This is a genomic window from Lentzea sp. NPDC003310, assembly GCF_040610935.1.
Classification (GTDB): domain Bacteria; phylum Actinomycetota; class Actinomycetes; order Mycobacteriales; family Pseudonocardiaceae; genus Lentzea.
The window spans coordinates 77512-95287 of record NZ_JBEXNC010000013.1 but is presented as its reverse complement, the minus strand read 5'-3'; the positions used below and the strand labels follow the sequence as shown (position 1 = coordinate 95287).

At 70.8% G+C, this 17776-nt stretch carries 17 protein-coding genes; 7 read left to right on the top strand and 10 right to left on the bottom strand.

Going from position 1 to position 17776, the window contains the following annotated elements; all coding sequences use genetic code 11:
- The first annotated feature begins 66 nt into the window (after positions 1-66).
- A complete protein-coding gene (locus ABZX02_RS26655; RefSeq protein ID WP_355301785.1) occupies positions 67-1011 on the top strand; it encodes a zinc-binding dehydrogenase in 945 nt (314 codons plus the stop codon).
- On the opposite strand, the gene ABZX02_RS26650 is transcribed toward ABZX02_RS26655, so the two are convergent.
- From ABZX02_RS26650 to ABZX02_RS26630, 5 genes are all read right to left on the bottom strand, one after another.
- The gene (locus ABZX02_RS26650; protein ID WP_355301783.1) at positions 1001-1345 is read right to left on the bottom strand and encodes a hypothetical protein; all 345 of its coding nucleotides are present in this window, start codon (positions 1343-1345) and stop codon (positions 1001-1003) included. The genes ABZX02_RS26655 and ABZX02_RS26650 overlap by 11 nt on opposite strands.
- Positions 1346-1395: 50 nt before the next feature.
- A complete protein-coding gene (locus tag ABZX02_RS26645) occupies positions 1396-2100 on the bottom strand; it encodes a zf-HC2 domain-containing protein (protein ID WP_355301781.1) in 705 nt (234 codons plus the stop codon).
- Complete coding sequence (locus ABZX02_RS26640) at positions 2097-2648, bottom strand: sigma-70 family RNA polymerase sigma factor (RefSeq protein ID WP_355301779.1); 552 nt, start codon at positions 2646-2648, stop codon at positions 2097-2099. The genes ABZX02_RS26645 and ABZX02_RS26640 overlap by 4 nt, the downstream gene beginning before the upstream one ends.
- A 123-nt stretch (positions 2649-2771) precedes the next feature.
- Positions 2772-3707, bottom strand: coding sequence for a DUF1996 domain-containing protein (locus tag ABZX02_RS26635; protein WP_355301777.1), 936 nt, complete (start codon positions 3705-3707; stop codon positions 2772-2774).
- Between the two features lie 154 nt (positions 3708-3861).
- On the bottom strand, positions 3862-4425 hold the full coding sequence (locus ABZX02_RS26630; protein WP_355301775.1) for an anti-sigma factor: 564 nt from the start codon (positions 4423-4425) through the stop codon (positions 3862-3864).
- Positions 4426-4576: 151 nt separating this feature from the next.
- On the opposite strand from ABZX02_RS26630, the gene ABZX02_RS26625 reads away from it, so the two are divergent.
- From ABZX02_RS26625 to araD, 3 genes are read left to right on the top strand one after another with little or no spacing between them, the layout of a single operon-like run.
- The gene (locus ABZX02_RS26625; protein WP_355302150.1) at positions 4577-5221 is read left to right on the top strand and encodes a GntR family transcriptional regulator; all 645 of its coding nucleotides are present in this window, start codon (positions 4577-4579) and stop codon (positions 5219-5221) included.
- Entirely contained in the window at positions 5208-6113 is a 906-nt protein-coding gene (locus ABZX02_RS26620) for a dihydrodipicolinate synthase family protein (protein WP_355301773.1), read from the top strand. Before ABZX02_RS26625 ends, ABZX02_RS26620 begins: the two co-directional genes overlap by 14 nt.
- Positions 6110-7816, top strand: a complete 1707-nt coding sequence (araD, locus tag ABZX02_RS26615) for an L-arabinonate dehydratase (RefSeq protein WP_355301771.1) — start codon at positions 6110-6112, stop codon at positions 7814-7816. Before ABZX02_RS26620 ends, araD begins: the two co-directional genes overlap by 4 nt.
- Here the strand turns inward: araD and ABZX02_RS26610 are convergent.
- Together ABZX02_RS26610 and ABZX02_RS26605 are read right to left on the bottom strand one after the other, a co-directional pair.
- Positions 7813-8688 (bottom strand): alpha/beta fold hydrolase, encoded by an 876-nt coding sequence (locus ABZX02_RS26610; RefSeq protein WP_355301769.1) that lies wholly within the window; start codon positions 8686-8688, stop codon positions 7813-7815. The genes araD and ABZX02_RS26610 overlap by 4 nt on opposite strands.
- A gap of 89 nt (positions 8689-8777) precedes the next feature.
- Positions 8778-9002 carry a hypothetical protein gene (locus ABZX02_RS26605; protein ID WP_355301767.1) on the bottom strand — a complete coding sequence of 75 codons (225 nt, stop codon included), beginning with the start codon at positions 9000-9002 and terminating at the stop codon, positions 8778-8780.
- A gap of 225 nt (positions 9003-9227) precedes the next feature.
- Here ABZX02_RS26605 and ABZX02_RS26600 point away from each other — a divergent pair, with 225 nt between their 5' ends.
- Entirely contained in the window at positions 9228-9536 is a 309-nt protein-coding gene (locus ABZX02_RS26600; RefSeq protein WP_355301765.1) for a hypothetical protein, read from the top strand.
- 150 nt (positions 9537-9686) lie between these two features.
- Entirely contained in the window at positions 9687-10670 is a 984-nt protein-coding gene (locus tag ABZX02_RS26595; protein ID WP_355301763.1) for a LacI family DNA-binding transcriptional regulator, read from the top strand.
- Between the two features lie 190 nt (positions 10671-10860).
- Here ABZX02_RS26595 and ABZX02_RS26590 read toward each other — a convergent pair whose 3' ends face one another.
- Positions 10861-12642 carry a long-chain fatty acid--CoA ligase gene (locus ABZX02_RS26590; protein ID WP_355301761.1) on the bottom strand — a complete coding sequence of 594 codons (1782 nt, stop codon included), beginning with the start codon at positions 12640-12642 and terminating at the stop codon, positions 10861-10863.
- Positions 12643-12672: 30 nt separating this feature from the next.
- The gene (locus ABZX02_RS26585) at positions 12673-14811 is read right to left on the bottom strand and encodes a molybdopterin-dependent oxidoreductase (RefSeq protein ID WP_355301759.1); all 2139 of its coding nucleotides are present in this window, start codon (positions 14809-14811) and stop codon (positions 12673-12675) included.
- 301 nt (positions 14812-15112) lie between these two features.
- Here ABZX02_RS26585 and ABZX02_RS26580 point away from each other — a divergent pair, with 301 nt between their 5' ends.
- Positions 15113-16060, top strand: coding sequence for an MASE1 domain-containing protein (locus tag ABZX02_RS26580; protein ID WP_355301757.1), 948 nt, complete (start codon positions 15113-15115; stop codon positions 16058-16060).
- Here the strand turns inward: ABZX02_RS26580 and ABZX02_RS26575 are convergent.
- A complete protein-coding gene (locus ABZX02_RS26575; RefSeq protein WP_355301755.1) occupies positions 16057-17628 on the bottom strand; it encodes an alpha/beta fold hydrolase in 1572 nt (523 codons plus the stop codon). The two genes, ABZX02_RS26580 and ABZX02_RS26575, sit on opposite strands and share 4 nt — an antisense overlap.
- Positions 17629-17776 lie beyond the last annotated feature (148 nt).

Below are 17776 nucleotides of genomic sequence, written 5' to 3'. Positions count from 1 at the left end.
AACACTGCCGGATGATCTTCGTTGAACGATTGACCTCCACATAAGTGGAGCTCCTAGCTTCGATTCATGTTCGCGATCAGGCAGTACGAGTTCGGTCCGGCGGAGAACCTGCTCTTCGAGGAGGTGCCCGATCCCGAGCCGGCGGGTGGGCAAGTGCGGATCACAGTCGCCGCGGCGGGCGTCCACCTCGTCGACACCACGATCCGCAAAGGCGGGTTCGGCCCCGTCGAGTTCCCGATGACACCGGGCCGCGAGGTCGCCGGCGTCGTCACTGCGCTCGGCGAGGGGGTCGAGGCCGAGTGGCTGGGCCGGCGGGTCGTGGCTCACCTCGGCCAGGCCAACGGCGGCTACGCCGAACTGGCGGTGGCGCACACCGGTGCGTTGCACGCGCTGCCCGACGACGTGTCGTTCGAGGCGGCCGTCGCGATGATCGGCACCGGCCGCACGGTGGTCGGGGTGCTCGACGCCGCGAAGCTCACGAAGGACGACGTGGTGCTCGTGACGTCGGCGGCCGGCGGAATGGGGGCGTTGTTCGTGCAGGAGGCGCGCAACGTCGGCGCGCGGGTGATCGGGCTGGCGAGCACGGCGAAGCTCGACCTCGTCATGGACAACGGTGCGGACGCCGCCATCGACTACACGCGGCCCGGGTGGGCGGACGGGCTCAAGGACATGACCGTCGTGCTGGACGGTGTCGGTGGTGAGGCGGGGGCTCAGGCGTTGACGACGCTCGGGCCGGGTGGGCGGCAGATCATCTACGGATGGGCGTCCGGGAGTGCCACGCCGATCAGTGCGGAGGCGTTGTTCGCGAACAGCCTCACGGCGACCGTCGCGCTCGGGCCCGGGCTGATGCGGCGCGGGATCCGGGCGTTGGAGGACGAGTCGATGGCGGGGCTCGCGAGCGGGCGGTTCGTGCCGTCGGTCCACGCGCCGTTCGCGTTGAAGGACGCGGCGCTCGCGCACGAGGCGCTGGAGTCCCGTGCCACGGCGGGGAAAGTGGTGCTCAGGCCTTGACCCAGCGGTCGGCCATGCCGATCAGCTCGTCGACCATGACGTGGATGAGCGCGTTCCGCGGTTCGGCGATCGGCTGCACGGCCTCGGTCGCCGCCTTGAGGTCGGTGCGGATGACCCGCACGATCTCGGCGGCCTGCTGCTGGGTGAAGAAGCCCAGGCCGAAGTAGCCGTACCCGCCGTCCACGATCTCCCGCAGGGAGCCGGCCAGCCACTCGTCCCGGACGCGGTCCGCGCACACCTCGACAGCCCACAGCATCGCGCCGCGCGTCGGGTTCCACGTCTCGTAGTCGCGGTCGGGGAAGTCGGGCCAGTCGAGGTTGAAGATGCCGGACATGCCGAAAGGGTAATGGGGCCGTCCGAAGAGGACGGCCCCATCACCCTCGGTCACGCCTGGACCGGCACCTCGACGAACTTCTTGCCCGCGAAGTTCTCCACCACGACCGACTTGACGTCGGCGGGTGCGACCAGCGCGGAACCGTCCAGGTTCGTGCCCTCGGCGGCGCCCTTCTTGGACACCACCCAGGAGCCCGCCTCCTGGCGGCTGCCGTCCTTCGCGACCACGAAGATCCGGCACTTCTCGCCCTCGGGGATGCCGCTGATCGCCATGTTCGTGCGCACCCAGCCGGCGGCGGGGACGACCTTCACGGTCATCGACGCCTTGGTGGCCGGGTCCGTGAACGTGGCGAGCCTGGTGCCCGCCGGGTCCGGTGCCACCGTCGGAGTGGGAAGGGCAGTCACATCGGGTGACGTGGCCTTGCCGACGAAGACTCCGGCTCCGAGAACCAGCGCGGCCACCACGGCGGCCGCGGCACCGAGTGCGAACTGACGGCGTTTCGCGACGCCGCCCCGTTCGGCACGCACCTGGCGCAGGGTGCGCTGCAACAACAGATCGCCGCCCTCGGGCGGCCCGTCCAGCATGGCCTCCGGCGGCACCTCGCCGAGGAAGGCCTCCATGTCGCGGAGCTCTTCGAGTTCACGCTTGCAGTCGGGGCAGGACGCCAGGTGCTGGTCCATCTCACGCACCTCCTGCTCGTCGAGCGCCCCCAGAACGTAGGCACCGAGCAGTTGCGGGTCGTGCTGCGTGGTCATCCGGCCACCCCCTTCAGTACGACCTTCTGACCTCCGAAGGTCTCCCTCAAGGCTCGCAACGCGTAATACGATCTCGACTTCACTGTGCCAGGTGGCACCCCGAGCGCCTCCGCCGCCTCCGTCACGCTCCGGCCGCGGAAGTAGATCTCCATCAGCACGTCGCGGTGGTCGGAGGACAGCCTGTCGAGCGCTTCGAGCACCACCACCGAGTCGACGACCTGGTCGGCGTGGTCGCGCTCGATCGGGGGCGTCGCCGGGGACTCCGCCACCTCCTGAGGCCGCGCGGCCTTCGCCCGCACCCTGTCGGTGACGATGTTGCGTGCCACCGTGAGCAACCAGCCGCGCACCGATCCCTTGCCGTTCACGAGGGCGTCGGGATGGCGCCACGCTCGGACCAGGGTCTCCTGGACCACGTCCTCGGCAGCCGCCCGATCACCGGTCAACCGCGTCGCGTACGCCAGCAACGCCCGACCGTGCTCCTCGTAGAGCGATCGGATCAGCGCCTCGTCGGCCGCGGTCTCCCGTTTGCGGGAGAACAAAGCCGCCATCCACCCACTCCTCCCCGCCCGCGAACACCTCTTGCGGGCGTCCTGTTCAAGACCTCAGCCGACACACGAGCGGCAGAGAGCTTCGGTTCAACGGGTTTCAACTAAAAATCGGAACGACGGATGTTAGCGGGACCGGTTGAGCCGTCCGACCAGCTCCGCCATCCGCGCCTGCGGCATGACGTTGATGTACATGCCGTGGTCGGTCGCCGGGTCGCGCAGCTCCTCCTGGAAGCTGTCGATCGCGAACGGGCGGCCGTCGGGGACGTCGTAGCCCACGGTGACGCGCAGCCGCGGGATGGGGAAGGTCTTCGCCGGGCACGTGCCGCCCGCGAGCGGGAACACGACGTGCGTGCGGTGCGAGGCGCTGTCGGTGTTGCTGCCGTCCCAGCAGCTCGGGAAGTCGTAGCCGCGCAACGTGGTCGCGCTTCCACACCGCGGGTACTTCGTCGTGAACCGGCCGGGCTGGTCCGAGCAGCCCCACCGCGCCCGCGTGTTCGGGCCGTGGTCGTTGGTGAACGCCGCCGGGTCGCCGGTGATCAGCCGCAGGAACCGGGGCATCGGCAGCACGTCGCTCACCGGGCTGCCGTCGTAGCGGACCTCCACGCTCGTCGGCCGCAGCACCTCGCCTGCGTTGCCGTGCAGGCCGCCGCCGTCCGCGTGCTCGTCGTGGCCGACGGCGTCGGTCAGCCGCAGCACCGGCCAGTAGTAGGTGGAGAGGTCGCCGTTCTCGCACGTGGTGGTCGCGGCGGCGAGGGACTCGTCGGTCGACCTCGAGTCGGCCGACCGGTTGCCCACGTACTCGTGCGTGTGGTGGGCGCCGAACGGGATGCCGGGCGAGACAACGGGGTTGTCCGCGTTGAGGTGGCGGTCCTCGTTCGTGCCGCAGCGGACGACGACGCCCGGCACCTCGGGTTCGGTGAGCACCTGGTCGAGCACGCTCACGTACTGGTCGGCCGACGGCGCGCCGGTGGAGGTGCCCCGCAGCAGGACCGCGGAACCCGTGACGACGAGGAGCGCGACCACCGCGACCGCGAAGGTCGCCGGCTTGCTGCGGGTCACGGCCAGAGCCTGCCAATCCGTTCGGGTGAACAGAAACGCGCTGTCCCCCAGGACACGACGACTGATCGTCACGTCGTCACCCAATGGTGGCATCACCCGAACGGACCAGGCAAACGCGCTGGCAGGCGGGGACCCCACGTCCCCGCCACCCGCGCTACCCGGCGGTCACCAGCGGCCGCCGGTCGTGGTCCACCACGCTCACCCCGGCCACGTCCCCGGCCCGCACCATCGCGGACCCGGCGAGGGTCACCTCGCCCTCGTGCGCCCTCCACGACCCGGCGGTGAAGGTGCGTCCGTCCTTCGTGTGCACGACGAGCCAGCAGGCTTCCCCGTCCTGCATGCCGTCGACCGTCGCGACCAGCCTCAGACCGCCCTCGGTGTCGGTGACCCGCACCGCCAGGTGCGCGCCCGCCGACGAGGTCCCCCGCAGGAGCGCGTCGGCCTCCGCGGTGTCGCCGACCCCCATCCCCTGGCCCAGCCAGACGCCCCCGGCGAGCACGCCGGCGACCGCGAGGGTCGACGACAGGGCCGTGATGCGGCCTCGGCGGCGCACGGCCTGATGTCTCTCTTCGCGGACCGTGCCCAGCGTGCGCTGGAGCAGGTGGTCCATGTCCGGCGGAGGCCCGTCGAGCGCGGCCTCCGGTGGCAGTTCTTCCATCAGCATGTCGTTCTCGTTCAACTCGTTGGGAGACACGGTCACGCGGAACGATTCACTCAAATTTCCCCTTCTCCAGTCCCGCGCAAAGCGGTGACCAACACCCTCAGAACGAGCCTGCGAGGAAGTTGGTTCAACGCAGATACAAGGAGGTTGCGCAGACCACACGAGAAGGTTGACCAGCCGTCTACCTGCTCCTACGCTCTCATATATGATGTATGACCGGGTAGCGGCGCCTCCTGCGTCTCGAACGGACTTCGTTCTGGAATCGATCAAAGAAGCGATTCTTTCTGGAAAACTCACGCCCGGTCAGGCCCTCGTCGAAACCGATCTCGCCGCGACGCTCGCCGTCTCGAAGACGCCCGTGCGCGAGGCGCTCAAGACCCTCGCCGGGTCGGGCCTCGTCGTGATGAGCCCGTACAAGGGCGCCGCGGTCCGCACGGTCGACGCCGAGCTGGCCCGGTCCGTCCACGACGTGCGACTGCTGCTGGAACCCGAGGCGCTGCGCCGCTCGGTCGAGCTGCGGGTGGACCTCTCCGAGGCCAGGGCGGCGCTGGACGACACCGACGACCTGGCCCGGCGCAGCCTCGCGAACCGGCGGTTCCACCGCGCGCTGTACGCGGGCTGCGGCAACCCCCTGCTGGTCGAGATCCTGGACGGGCTGCGCGACAGGACCGCGCTGATCGCCGTCGCCGGCTGGGGCATCAGCCCGACCTGGGAGGCCGAGGACGCCGAGCACCGGGCGATCCTGGTCGCCGCCGAGGAGGGCTTCGCCGACGAGGCCGCCGAGCTGCTGCGCCGCCACATCCGCACGTTCGCCGACCGAGTGGTGGAGGAGCTCACCGATGTCGTTCGATGACCTGACCGAGCAGCTGGCTTCCGTCGTCGCGATCACCGTCACGCCGTTCGACGCGGACGGGGCGGTCGACGAGAAGAACTACGCCGCCGTCGTGGACCGCGTGGTCGAGGGCGGGATCTCGGTCGTGACGCCGAACGGCAACACGAGCGAGTTCTACACACTGTCGCCCGCCGAGACCGAACGCGCGCTGCGGATCACCGCGGACACCGTCGGGGACCGGGCGGCGGTCGTCGCCGGGGTAGGCCACGACCTCGACTCGGCCGTGCGGGCCGCCCGGTTCGCGGACCGGGCAGGCGCCAGGGGGATCATGGTCCACCAGCCGGTGCACCCGTACGTCTCGCCGGAGGGCTGGGTCGACTACCACCGCGCGATCGCGGCCGCGGTGCCCGAGCTGAGCGTGGTGCTGTACGTGCGGAACCCGCGGATCGGCGGCGCGCACATCGCGGCACTGGCGGACGCGTGCCCGAACGTCGTCGGGGTGAAGTACGCGGTGCCCGACCCGGTGCGGTTCGCCTCGGTCGCCCGTGACGCCGGGCTGGAGCGGCTGACGTGGGTCGCGGGTCTCGCCGAGCTGTCGGCGCCGGGGTACTTCGCGGTCGGGGCCACCGGGTTCACGTCCGGGCTCGCGAACGTCGCGCCGCAGCTGTCCGTGCAGTTGTTGCGGTGCCTGCGGGCCCGCGAGTTCGGTGCGGCGATGGAGCTCTGGGAGTTCGTCCGCGGGTTCGAGGAGCTGCGGGCCGCGAACGAATCGGCGAACAACGTGTCCGTGGTGAAGGAAGCGTTGGCACAGCTGGGGTTGTGCCGCCGCGACGTGCGTCCGCCCGCGTCGGTGCTGGGCGAGGCCGGCCGTTCGGCGGTGGGCGTGCTGCTCGACTCGTGGGGCCTGCTGTGAGGCTGCGCAGCGCGGAGTGGTTCGAGGGCAACGGTTTGCGGGCGTTCTCGCACAACGCGCGCATGCGGCAGCTCGGCGTGAACGCGGTCGAGCACACCGGCAAGCCGGTGATCGCGATCCTCAACACGTGGAGCGGCATCAACCCGTGCCACATGCACTTGCGCGAACGGGCCCAGCAGGTCGAGCGCGGCGTGTGGCAGGCCGGTGGTTTCCCCCTGGAGTTCCCGGTTTCCACTCTGTCGGAGACGTTCCAGAAGCCGACGCCGATGCTGTACCGGAACATGCTGTCGATGGAGACCGAGGAGGTCCTGCGGTCCTACCCGGTCGACGGCTGCGTGCTGATGGGCGGCTGCGACAAGACCACCCCCGCGTTGCTGATGGGCGCGGCCTCCGCCGGGCTGCCCACCGTGTTCGTGCCGGCCGGGCCGATGCTGCGCGGCCACTGGCGGGGCGACCCGCTCGCGTCCGGCACGGACATGTGGCGCTACTGGGACGAACGGCGCGCCGGGACGATCTCCGGCGCGGACTGGGCGGAGATCCAGTCCGGCCTCGCCCGCTCCCCCGGCACGTGCATGACGATGGGCACGGCGTCGACGATGACGGCGGCGGCCGAGGCCCTGGGCCTGACGCTGCCCGGCGCGTCGTCGATCCCGGCGGTCGACTCGGCGCACCACCGGATGGCGGCCGCGGCGGGTGCGCGTGCCGTCGAGATGGTGCGCGAGGGACTGACGATCGCCGACGTGCTGTCGGCTGCGGCGTACGAGGACGCGGTCCGGACCGTGCTGGCGCTGGGCGGGTCGACGAACTCGTACATCCACCTGATCGCGATGGCCGGGCGGTCGCGGATCCCGTTGTCCCTCACCGACTTCGACCGGCTCTCGCGCGAGGTCCCCGTGCTGGCCTCGGTGCAGCCCGCCGGGTCGTTCCTGATGGAGGACTTCTACTACGCGGGTGGACTGCGCGGACTGCTGTCGCGGCTGCGGGACTCGTTGCACCTCGACAGGACCACGGTGACGGGGCGGACGTTCGGCGAGGACCTGGAAGGTGCCGAGGTCCACGACGACGCGGTGATCCGCCCGCTCGACGACCCGATCTCGGCGGAGGGCGGACTGGCCGTGCTGCGGGGAAACCTCGCGCCGGACGGCGCTGTCATCAAGTACGTGGCGGCGGATCCTTCCTTGTTGAAGCACACCGGGCCCGCCGTGGTCTTCCACGGCTACCAAGACCTTCAGGCACGCATCAACTCGCCGTCGCTGGACGTGACGAGGGAGTCGGTGATCGTGCTCGCCGGCGGCGGCCCGAAGGGCGGGCCCGGCATGCCGGAGTACGGGATGCTGCCGATCCCGGACAAGCTGCTGCGGCAGGGCGTGCGGGACATGGTGCGCGTGTCGGACGCGCGGATGAGCGGAACCTCTTACGGCGCTTGCGTTCTGCACGTGGCACCGGAGGCGCACGTGGGCGGTCCGCTGGCACTGGTGCGGGACGGCGACCTCGTGACTCTGGACGTCGAGGCGCGGGTGTTGCGCGTGGAGATCTCCGACGAGGAGATGGCGCGGCGCAGAGCCGCGTGGACGGCGCCACCGCCGAAGTTCGAACGCGGGTACGGCGCCCTGTACTACGAGCACATCACGCAGGCCGACGAGGGCTGCGACTTCGAGTTCCTCTCACGCCCCGGCGCGAACCCGGAGCCGAACGCGCACTAGCTCTTGGACTCGACCCGACCGGCGACCGGTTCGATGCCGTCCCAGTCGCCGGTGCCGTCGAGCCGGTCGCGCAGGTACGCCGTGGTCAGCCGCAGCAGCTCCGCGACACGTTCCGGGCTCTCGTCCGTGGTCTCGGCGACGTCGTACCCGGACACGCCGCCGAACCCGTGCTCCGCGCCGAAGAGCGTGAGCAGGTCCTTCGGGCCGGGCGCGAGGTGGTACGGGTCGGCGTGCCAGTCCGGCCCCATCGTGGTCAGGTGGGCGGAGGCGTCCGCGTCACCGGCGACGACGAGCGCGGGCGTGGTCATCGTGCTGAAGTCCGTGGTCTGCATGAAGGAGTAGTTCTCCTTCACCACGTCGGTGACCGCGTCGCCGCGGCCGGTCGCGCCGAGCAGCACGCCCGCCTTGATCCGGTCGTCCTGGAGACTCACGCCCTCGGTCCTCATGCCGAGCAGCAGGCTCGCGGTGTGGCCGCCCATCGAGTGGCCGACGACGGCGATCTTCGTGCGGTCCAGGCGGTTCCGCAGCTGCGGCACGGCCTTCTCGATCTCGTCGAGCCGGTCGAGGATCGCCGACATGTCCTCGGCGCGCTCCCGCCAGAAGAGCGGCGCGCCGGGCGTGTCCGCGGGCAGGTCCAGCGACCTGCTGCTCAGGTGCGTGGGCTGCAGGACGACGAACCCCTGCTCGGCCCAGTGGTTCGCGAGCGGCGCGTAGCCGTTCAACGAGGACAGGTGGTTCGAGTAGCCGTGGCCGTGCGAGAGCAACAGGATCGGCAGCCCGCTGCCCTCGGTCGGCGCGGAGACCTTGAGCTGCAGGTCCACCGGCCGGCCGGGGACGTCGAGCACGACGGGACTCACCGTGAAGACGGTCATGGGTTTCCTTCCGAAGACGGGCCCCTGAAGCGGAGCGACGTTCCGGAACGATACGGAGCGCTGTTCCGCTTTGTCAACCGCGCCCTCCGTCAGAAGACCTTGACGATGCGGTCGATCCCCTTCTCGTCGCGGACCACCAGCTCCCTGCCCTCGCGCATCTGCGCCTCCAGGAACTCGTAGAGCTGCACGGCCCGGTTGACGATGTCGACCTTCTTCATGCCGGTGCGCGCCTGGAGCTTGCCCAGGGCGGCGGCCGAGTCGGCGATCAGCGCGACGTTGACGCGCTCGGCGACGGCGGGTTTGTCGGTTCCCATGCCTGCCAGCCTCGCACATCCCTGGCTACTTTTTGACACAGAAAATGTGGCGAATCGGTTGCTTCAGGCGGTGGGAGCGGCGCTATCCTGGGGACGGACCGCGCTGCGGGAGTGGCGTGACCTGGGGGGCGTGCCACATCGGCGCCGCGGTCTGCTCGGCCGCCGCGTTCAGAGTGGGCGCGTGCCGTGCCGGGGGTGAAAGGAACACTTGTGGAGACAGGTGTTGTGACTCCGGACGTGGGCGAGCCGGAGTCGTTCGATGAGCCCGGCGACACGGCCCAACTGCGCATCGAGTTCGACGACAAGGCCGTGGACGTCCGAGGACCGTCGAGCCGGTTGCCCGACCTGACCGACTCGATGTCGCTGGCCGTCGCCACCGCCGGTGGCGTGGCCGGTCCGACACTGGCGCTGGGAGCACTTCCCGAGGGCGCGCCGGTGTGGCTGACCGGCGCGGTGGCCGGCGCGCAGCTGGCGTTCCTGTCGTACGTGGTCACGACGATCCTCGTGCGCCGCCGGCGGACCCGATCCGCCTGACGCTGGAGGGGCACTCCGCCGGGGTGCCCCTCCAGGCGTCGCGTTTCCCTTGCCACGGCCCGGCTTCGGCGCCGCCCGTCCACGCGGAGGCCCCGCTTCACAGCCGACCCGTCATGATTGGTCCAACCGGCTGGCGAGGGTGAGGTACTAGTGGCAGTCACGATCCGCGACGTGGCACGCAGGGCGCACGTGTCGGTCGCCACCGTGTCCCGGGCGCTGACGTCCCCGGAGCTGGTCCGCCCGGAGACCCGGTCGCGCGTGCTCGCCGCCGCCACCGAGCTCGGCTACCAGCCCAACCGGGCGGCGCGCGGGCTGATCACCGGCAAGACCGGCAACATCGGCATCGTCGTGCCGGATCTCGACAACCCGTTCTTCACCGGTGTGCTCAAGGCGGTGCAGGCGCGGGCGATGCAGGCCGACTACGCGGTGTTCGTGGCGGACAGCGACGAGGACCCGGTCGCGGAGGCCAAGCTGGTGCACGCGATGGCGAAGCAGGTCGACGGGGTCGTGCTGTGCGCGCCGGGGCTCGAGGACTCCCAGGTGCGCGAGGTGGCCGGGGTGACGTCGCTGGTGCTGCTCAACCGGCGGCTGCCCGGGGTGCCCGCCGCGCTGATGGACTCGGCGGGCGGGATGGAGGCCGTCGTCGAGCACCTCGTCGCGTTGGGACACCGGCGGATCGCCTACCTCAACGGCCCGCGCACGTCGTGGTCCAACCAGGAGCGTCGGCGCGGCCTGATGAAGGCCGTGGCGCGGCACGGGGTGGACCTGGTCGACCTCGGGCCGTTCGCGCCGCGCTACGAGGGCGGGCTGCAGGCGGCGGACCTGGCTCTGGCGGCGGACACGACGGCGATCGCCGCCTACAACGACATCATGGCGCTCGGCGTGCTGGCGCGGCTGCGCGACCGCGGCGTGTCCGTGCCGGGGGACGTGTCCGTGACGGGGTTCGACGACCTCACGTACGCGTCGCTGTGCTCCCCCGCGCTGACGACGGTGGCGATGCCCGTCGCGCAGGCGGGACGCACGGCCGTGAACCTCCTGCTGGACTGGCTCGACGCGGACCACGCCGACGTGCCGCAGATCGTGGCGGAGACGCAGCTGATCGTGCGCGGCACCACCGCGCCGCCGAAGCGCTGACCACAGAGGACGGATGTGCAAGGCGGCCCCGGCTGGGCGTCTGGGGGGAGTACGCCTTGAGCCGGGGCCGCGAAGCGGCTGGGCCCGAGGGGGGAGGGGGCCTGGCGCCGCTTGGTGTCCCACTCTGCCCTGACCGGACCGAAACCGCCAGGGTGGATGTACCTGTTTTTCGAATTCTCGTACGTACGGGTTACTCGTAGAGCCCTTCGTACAACCCAGAGTGAAGGCGGTGCACCACGCTGCGCTTGACCTTCAACGTCGGCGTGAGCTCACCTTCCTCCTGGGACAGATCCCTGGTGAGCAGCACGAACTTCTTCACCTGGGAAACACTGGCGAAGTGCGCGTTCGCTTCGTCGACAACTCCCTGCACGAGCGTTCGCACGTCCGGGTGACCCACCAATGATTCGACGTCGGACGGCAACCCGCGCGCCGCCGCCCACGGCACGATCTCGTCCGCGTCGAGTGTGAGCAGGGCCACGCAGTACGGCTTGCGCTCGCCGTACAGCACGGCGTGCGAGATCCAGCGGGACTGGCGCAGCACGTTCTCCACGTTGGCCGGCGCGATGTTCTTGCCGCCCGCGGTGATGATGATGTCCTTCTTGCGCCCCGTGATCGTCACGAAACCGTCCGCGTCGATCTCGCCGAGGTCGCCGGTGTGCAGCCAGCCGTCCCGCAGCGTCTCGGCCGTGGCCTCCTCGTTGCGCCAATAGCCCGCGAAGACGTGCGGGCCGCGCATGAGCAGCTCGCCGTCCTCCCCCACGGTCATCTCGAGGCCCGCCACGCCGGACGCGCCCACGGAGCCGAGCTTGAAGCTCTCCAGCGTGTTGATCGTGCCGACGGCGGTGGACTCGGTCATGCCGTAGCCCTCCAGCACCGGCACGCCGGCCGCGTGGAAGAACTGCAGCACCTCACGCGAGATCGGTGCGGCACCGGACAACGCCTGCACGAGCCGGCCGCCGAACGCTCCGCGCACGTTCGCGAACAACGCGTCCACCTTCTCGAACGCCGCCGCCATCTCGGCCGGCACGACCTCTCCCGCGGCACGCCGGCGCCGGACCTCCAGTCCGAGCGCGACGGCCTGCTCGAGCTGGTCCGCGGGCACGCTCGCCGTGACGAACGTGTAGATCTTCTCGAAGATCCGCGGCACGGACGGCAGGAACGTGGGCCGCACCTCGGCGAGCTCCGGCACGATCGCCTTCATGTCCCCGCCGAAGTACGCGAGCGCGCCGCCGCGGTACATCGTGCCGAACATGACGATCTGCGCGAAGACGTGCGCGAGCGGCAGGAACAGGTAGACCACACCGGTCATCGCGTCGATGCGGGCCTCCTCCGCGACCCGGCACAGCGCGACCCAGTTGGCGTTCGTGAGCACGCATCCCTTGGGCGGTCCCGTGGTGCCCGAGGTGTAGATGATCAGGCTCGGGTCCTCCGGCCTGATCGCGGCCCGCCGGGAGTCCAGCACGTCGGCGAGCGGCGAGGTGCGGCCCGCGTCCTGCAGCTCGGCGACCCGCGGCCGTTCGCCGGCCTGGTCGATCGCGAAGACCGCGCGCAGCTCGGGCAGGCCGGCGGCCACCGCCTCGACCTTCGCGCACTGCTCCTCGTTCTCCGCCACCACGATCGACGCGCCCGAGTCGCCGACGACCCAGGCGATCTCCTCGGGCGTGCTGGACGGGTAGATCGGCACGACGATGCCGCCCGCCGCGAGCACCGCGAGCTCGACCGCCGTCCACTCCGGACGGGTGTTCGCGAGCACGCAGACCCGGTCGCCCGCCGCCAGTCCGGCGTGGACGAACCCGGACGCGAGGTCCAGCACCACCTCGGCGACCTCGGCGTAGGTCTGCTCGTGCCACCGTCCGTCCTGCTTGGACCGCCACGCCACCGCGTCCCCGTACGCCTGCTCCGCGAGGAACGGCAGGTCGGCTATCCGGCGGACGGCTCGCACCGCGGTCGGGCTGGTGACTCCGGCGGTCATGGCGGCTCCTCAGCACTTCGGGGGGAACGGTCAGGCGGGCAGGACCTTCACGCGGGTGCCGTTCAGCACGGCGGTGCCCGAGAGCGGGTCGATGCGGAGGTCGTCGGTGAGGAGGTTGACGTTCACGCCGGCGTGCTCGTTCGCGACGGTCAGCCGCGTGCCGGGCTGGTCGTGGCCCCAGCCGTGCGGCATCGAGACGACGCCCGGCGCGATGTCCGGCGTGACCTCGACGAGCACCTCGACCTCGCCGACGCGCGAGGTGACCCGGGCGTGCTTGCCGTCGGTCAGGCCGAGGCGGTCGGCGTCGCCGGGGTGCACGAGCAGGGTGCACAACGGCTTGCCCTTCACCAGCGCGGGCACGTTGTGCATCCAGGAGTTGTTGGTGCGCAGGTGCCTGCGGCCGACGAGGACCAGCCCTGTCTCGGGCGCGTGCAGGGCGGTGCGCACGCGCGGCAGGTCGGCCATGATCGGCGCCGGGGTGAGCTCGATCTTCCCGGACGGCGTGCGCAGGATCTCGGGCAGGCGCGGCGTGAGCGGGCCGAGGTCGATGCCGTGCGGGTTGTCGAGCAGCTGCCGCAAAGAGATCCCGTACGCGCCGGTGCGGAGCTTGAGGTCCAGCAGGCGTTCCTCGCGGGTGTCGCCCTCGGGTTCGAAGTCGACGCCGGCCTGCCTCTTCAGCGCGTCCAGCTGGGCCGCGGCGACGGCGTCGAGGTCGGCGGCCGGGCCGAGACCGCCGAAGATCGTGGCGAGGCGGAAGAAGATGTCCGTCTCGTCGACCCTGCCCTCCTCCAACGGGATCGCGGCGCGCGAGTACTTCGCGACGTTGCGCACGGAGTTGTTCAGGAACGCGATGTCGTAGTGGTCGCGGCGCGAGGGCGGCGGCGTCGGCAGGACGACGTCCGCGTGCCGGGTGGTCTCGTTGAGGTACGGGTCGACGCTGACCATGAAGTCCAGCGAGGACAGCGCCGCGTTCACGCGGACCGAGTTCGGCAGCGACAGCGCGGGGTTGCCGCCGATCGTGACCAGCGCCCGCACCTGCCCCTCGCCGGGCGTCTCGATCTCGTCGACCATCGTGACCGCCGGGAACTCCCCCATCACCTCGGGGTGTCCCCGCACGCGGCTGTGCCAGCGGCCGGTGCCGAAGCCCTTGCCGGTGCCCGTGCCGCGCTTCGAGTGGGCAGGCAGCGGCCACATCGCGCCGCCGGGCCGGTCGAGGTTGCCGGTGAGGACGTTGAGCGTGTCGACGGCCCACGACGCGATCGTGCCGAACTCGACGGTCGTCGTGCCGATGCGGCCGTAGACCACGGCGCGGTCGGCCTCGGCGAGCTGCCGCGCCAGCGCGCGGATCGTGGCGGCGTCGACGCCGGTGCGCTCCGCGACGGCCTCGGGACCGAACTCGGCGACGTGTTCGCGGATCACGGTGTGGTCGGTGACGTGCTCCGCGAGGTCGCGTAGCCGCACGAGGTCCTGCGCGAACAGCTCGTGGATCAGCGCGAGCAGCAGGAACACGTCGGTGCCGGGCCGGATCACGACGTGCTGGTCGGCGGCCTGGGCGGTGCGGCTGCGGCGCGGGTCGACGACGACGAACCGGCCGCCGCGCTTCTGCAGCTCCTTGAAGCGGCCCGGCGCGTCCGGGACGGTCCACAGGCTGCCGTTGGACGAGAACGGGTCCGCGCCGAGCACCAGCATGAAGTCGGTGCGGTCGATGTCGGGCACGGGGATGGAGAAGATCCCGCCGAACACGTGACCGACCTGGACGTGCTTGGGCATCTGGTCGACGGTGCTCGCGGTGAAGACGTTGCGGCTGCCCAGCGCCTTGCGCAGCGGTCCGGCGTAGAGGCCGCCGGCGAGCGAGTGGACGACGGGGTTGCCGAGGTACAGCGCGACGGCGTTGCGGTCGGGGAAGTCCTTCAGCCGCTCGTCGATGTGCGCGAACGCCTCGTCCCAGGTCGCCTCCCGGAACTCCCCGTCGCGCTTGATCAGCGGGAGGCTCAGCCGGTCGGGGTCGGCGTCGAGCGTGCCGAGCGACGCGCCCTTGGGGCAGAGGAAGCCCTTGCTGAACTCGTCCTCGCGGTCACCGCGCACCTTGGTGATGCGGTCGCCCTCGACCGTCAGCTCCAGCCCGCAGGTCGCCTCGCAGAGCGGGCAGGTCGTGAACACGGTCCTCATGGGTCCCCTCACACGGCTTGTTACCAACGGGTACCAGTCGCTCCCCGGCGTACCGCAACCACTCGGCCGAGGGTCCACCCGAACAGCCCAACGGCCACCGAGAGTGGCCGAGCATACCAGCCGGTATGTCGATTTGCACTGGTCAAACGAATGCGGAACGCCGCAGGGTGCGCCCTGTTCGTCCTCGTTCGCACCGATCACCCACCGCGCGTGGCCGGTGCCCGCCTGCGGAGGGAGTCCAGGTGGGTACGCCGCGTCGCGAGGTATGGCCAACGTGTGTGCACGGGTGCAGCATGTTCCGGTGAACGCCGCACTCCGCACCGTCGCGACGATCGCCGCGGTCGCGGTCGCGTACTACGCGACCGCGCAGGTCGGCCTGGTCCTGGCCCTCGTGGAGGGTCAGGTCACCCCGCTGTGGCTGCCGACGGGGATCTCCGTGGCGGCGCTGCTGATGTCGGGCCGCAAGGTCTGGCCGGGGATCACGCTGGGCGCGTTCGTCGCCAACATCGGCCTGGGCGCACCCGTGTTCTCGGCACTGGTGATCACCGCGGGCAACACCGCCGCACCCCTGCTCGCCTGGTACCTGCTGACCCGCTTCGGCTTCCGGCCCACGCTCGACCGGCTGAAGGACGCCCTGCTGCTCGTGTTCGCCGGGGCGCTGGGCGCGATGATGGTGAGCGCGCTCGTCGGCGCGGCGGCACTGCGCATCGGCGGCGTGATCCCGTGGCGCGACGTGCCGGCCGTGGTGTCGGTGTGGTGGACGGGTGACGCGATGGGCGTGCTGATCTTCACGCCGCTACTGCTCACCCTGCCCCGCCGGTGGGCCTTCACGCCGCGCCGCCTGGTCGAGGCGGGTGTGCTGCTGACCGCGACCACCGTGCTCGCGTCCCTCGTGACGACCGCGGAGTCGCGCCTGCTGTTCCTGGTGTTCCCGATGCTGATCTGGGCCGCGCTGCGCTTCCAGCACGCGATCGCGGCCCCGTGCGCGGTGATCGTGTCCGTGGCCGCCGTGATGTCCGCGGCGGGCGGCCACTTCGCCGCCGGCGACCTGCTCACGACGATGATCGTGCTGCAGGCGTTCAACGGCTCGGTGGCGCTGACCGGGTTGATCCTGAGCGCCATCACCAGCGAGCGCAACGAGGCCCGCAGGGCGATCGAACGGGCCTGCGAGCAGCTGGCCGAGACCGTCGCGCGCTACCAGGAAGAGGGAGTGCGCAAACGGCTCGGCCGCGTCGTGCCGCCCGGTTAGAAGGGTTTCGTCTCCGCAGCGATCTCACCCAGGATGTCGCTCAACGGCCGTGCGGACTGGGCGCCGAGCGAGGCGGCCTGCCCCGGCGGCACGGTCTCCGCGATGTCCGTCCCCGCGCACGTCACCCGCGACGCCGGCAGGATCCCCGACACCAGGTACTTGTCGACGATCGTGTCGACACAAGCGTTGCGGCGCAAGGCGTAGTGCCCGTGCTGCCCGTCGTTCGCGACACTGATCAACGGCTGGCCGAGGTGCTCGGCCATGACCCGGCCGTTGGCGAGCGGCGTCTGCGTGTCGCCGTCCGAGTTGACCACCAGGCCCGCCGGGTACTTCCGCGTGATCGCCGGGATCTTCTCCGGCCGCTGGAAGGCGCGGAACGTGCAGTTGGTCGGCGCCATGTAGTCCACCGTGCCGCCGTACGGGTTGGTGTCGCGCCAGCGCTTCATGTCGTTGTAGTAGGTGGTGACGTCGGTGGACCAGTCCCACTCGCACACCACGGCCTGGAACGTGCCCGGCGAGGTCGGTTCGACGTCGCCCTTCTTCAGCGCCGCGACGATCGCGGAGGCCTCCGCGGGGTCGGCGACGCCCGCCTTGATCGAGGCGATGTGCCGGGAGAACGCCGCCCACGAGCGACGGTAGCGGGTGGCGCCGGCGGCGTAGTCGAACGAGGTCACGTCCGCGTAGCCGCCGTGCGGGCCGGTCTTCAGCTTCGCCGCGATGGCGTCGAGCTCCCCGCGCACGGCGGCAGGGGTGGTGCCCAGGCCGTAGGTGCCGTGACGGGCGGCGGTCCACTCCGTCCACTTGCGGAGGTTGTCGGTGATCGCGTCGACCACGTCGACGTCCTGCTCGTGCCACGTCTTGAGCGGGTCGAGCGCGGAGTCGAGGACGCTGCGGTCGAGGTTCTTCGGGAACATCGAGCCGTAGACGGCGCCGAGCTGCGTGCCGTAGGAGTAGCCGACGTAGGAGATCTTCTTCTCCCCCATGGCACCGCGGATGACGTCCATGTCGCGGGCGGTGTTCATCGTCGAGATGAACCGGCGCATCTCACCGCCGCCGCGCTGGCAGTTCGCCTCGACCGCACGCGCGTAGTCGGACCAGTTCGCGAGCTGCGAGTCCGTTGGGCGGGAAGGGAACTCGTCGTCGGACGGGGTCGAGACGCACCGGATGTTCGTCGACCGGCCGACGCCGCGCGGGTCCATGCCGATGACGTCGTAGATCTTCAGCACCTCGGTCTGGGCGTTGAACCAGTGCACGGCACCGAGACCCGAGCCGCCGGGACCGCCCGGGTTGGTCATCAGGACGCCTCTGCGGCGTGCGGGATCCGTCGCCTTCTTGCGCGAGATCGCGATCTCCAGGTTGCCGTTGCCGGGGTTCTTGTAGTCCATCGGCACGACGACCGTGGCGCACTCGACCCCCGTCGAGGGCGTGACCCAGCCCGCCGGGCACTCGGCCCACGCGACCGTCTGGGCGTAGTACTCGTCCAGCGGCCCAGGCGCCGCCTGGGCCGTTCCCACCAGGGACATGACCAGCGGGGCGACCAAAGCCGCCGCGCCCCAACGCTTCCTCACCGCGCACCCCTCCGATTCGTCGGCCTGCGCGAGAACGCTTCCGCAGTGGCGAGTCCGGTCGACACCCTCGAAGGTCGCGTGGAATTCACCGCGTTCGGCCCCTTCCCGGGGTACCGCCGAAACCAGCCGAGACGTCAACCCGCCCTCG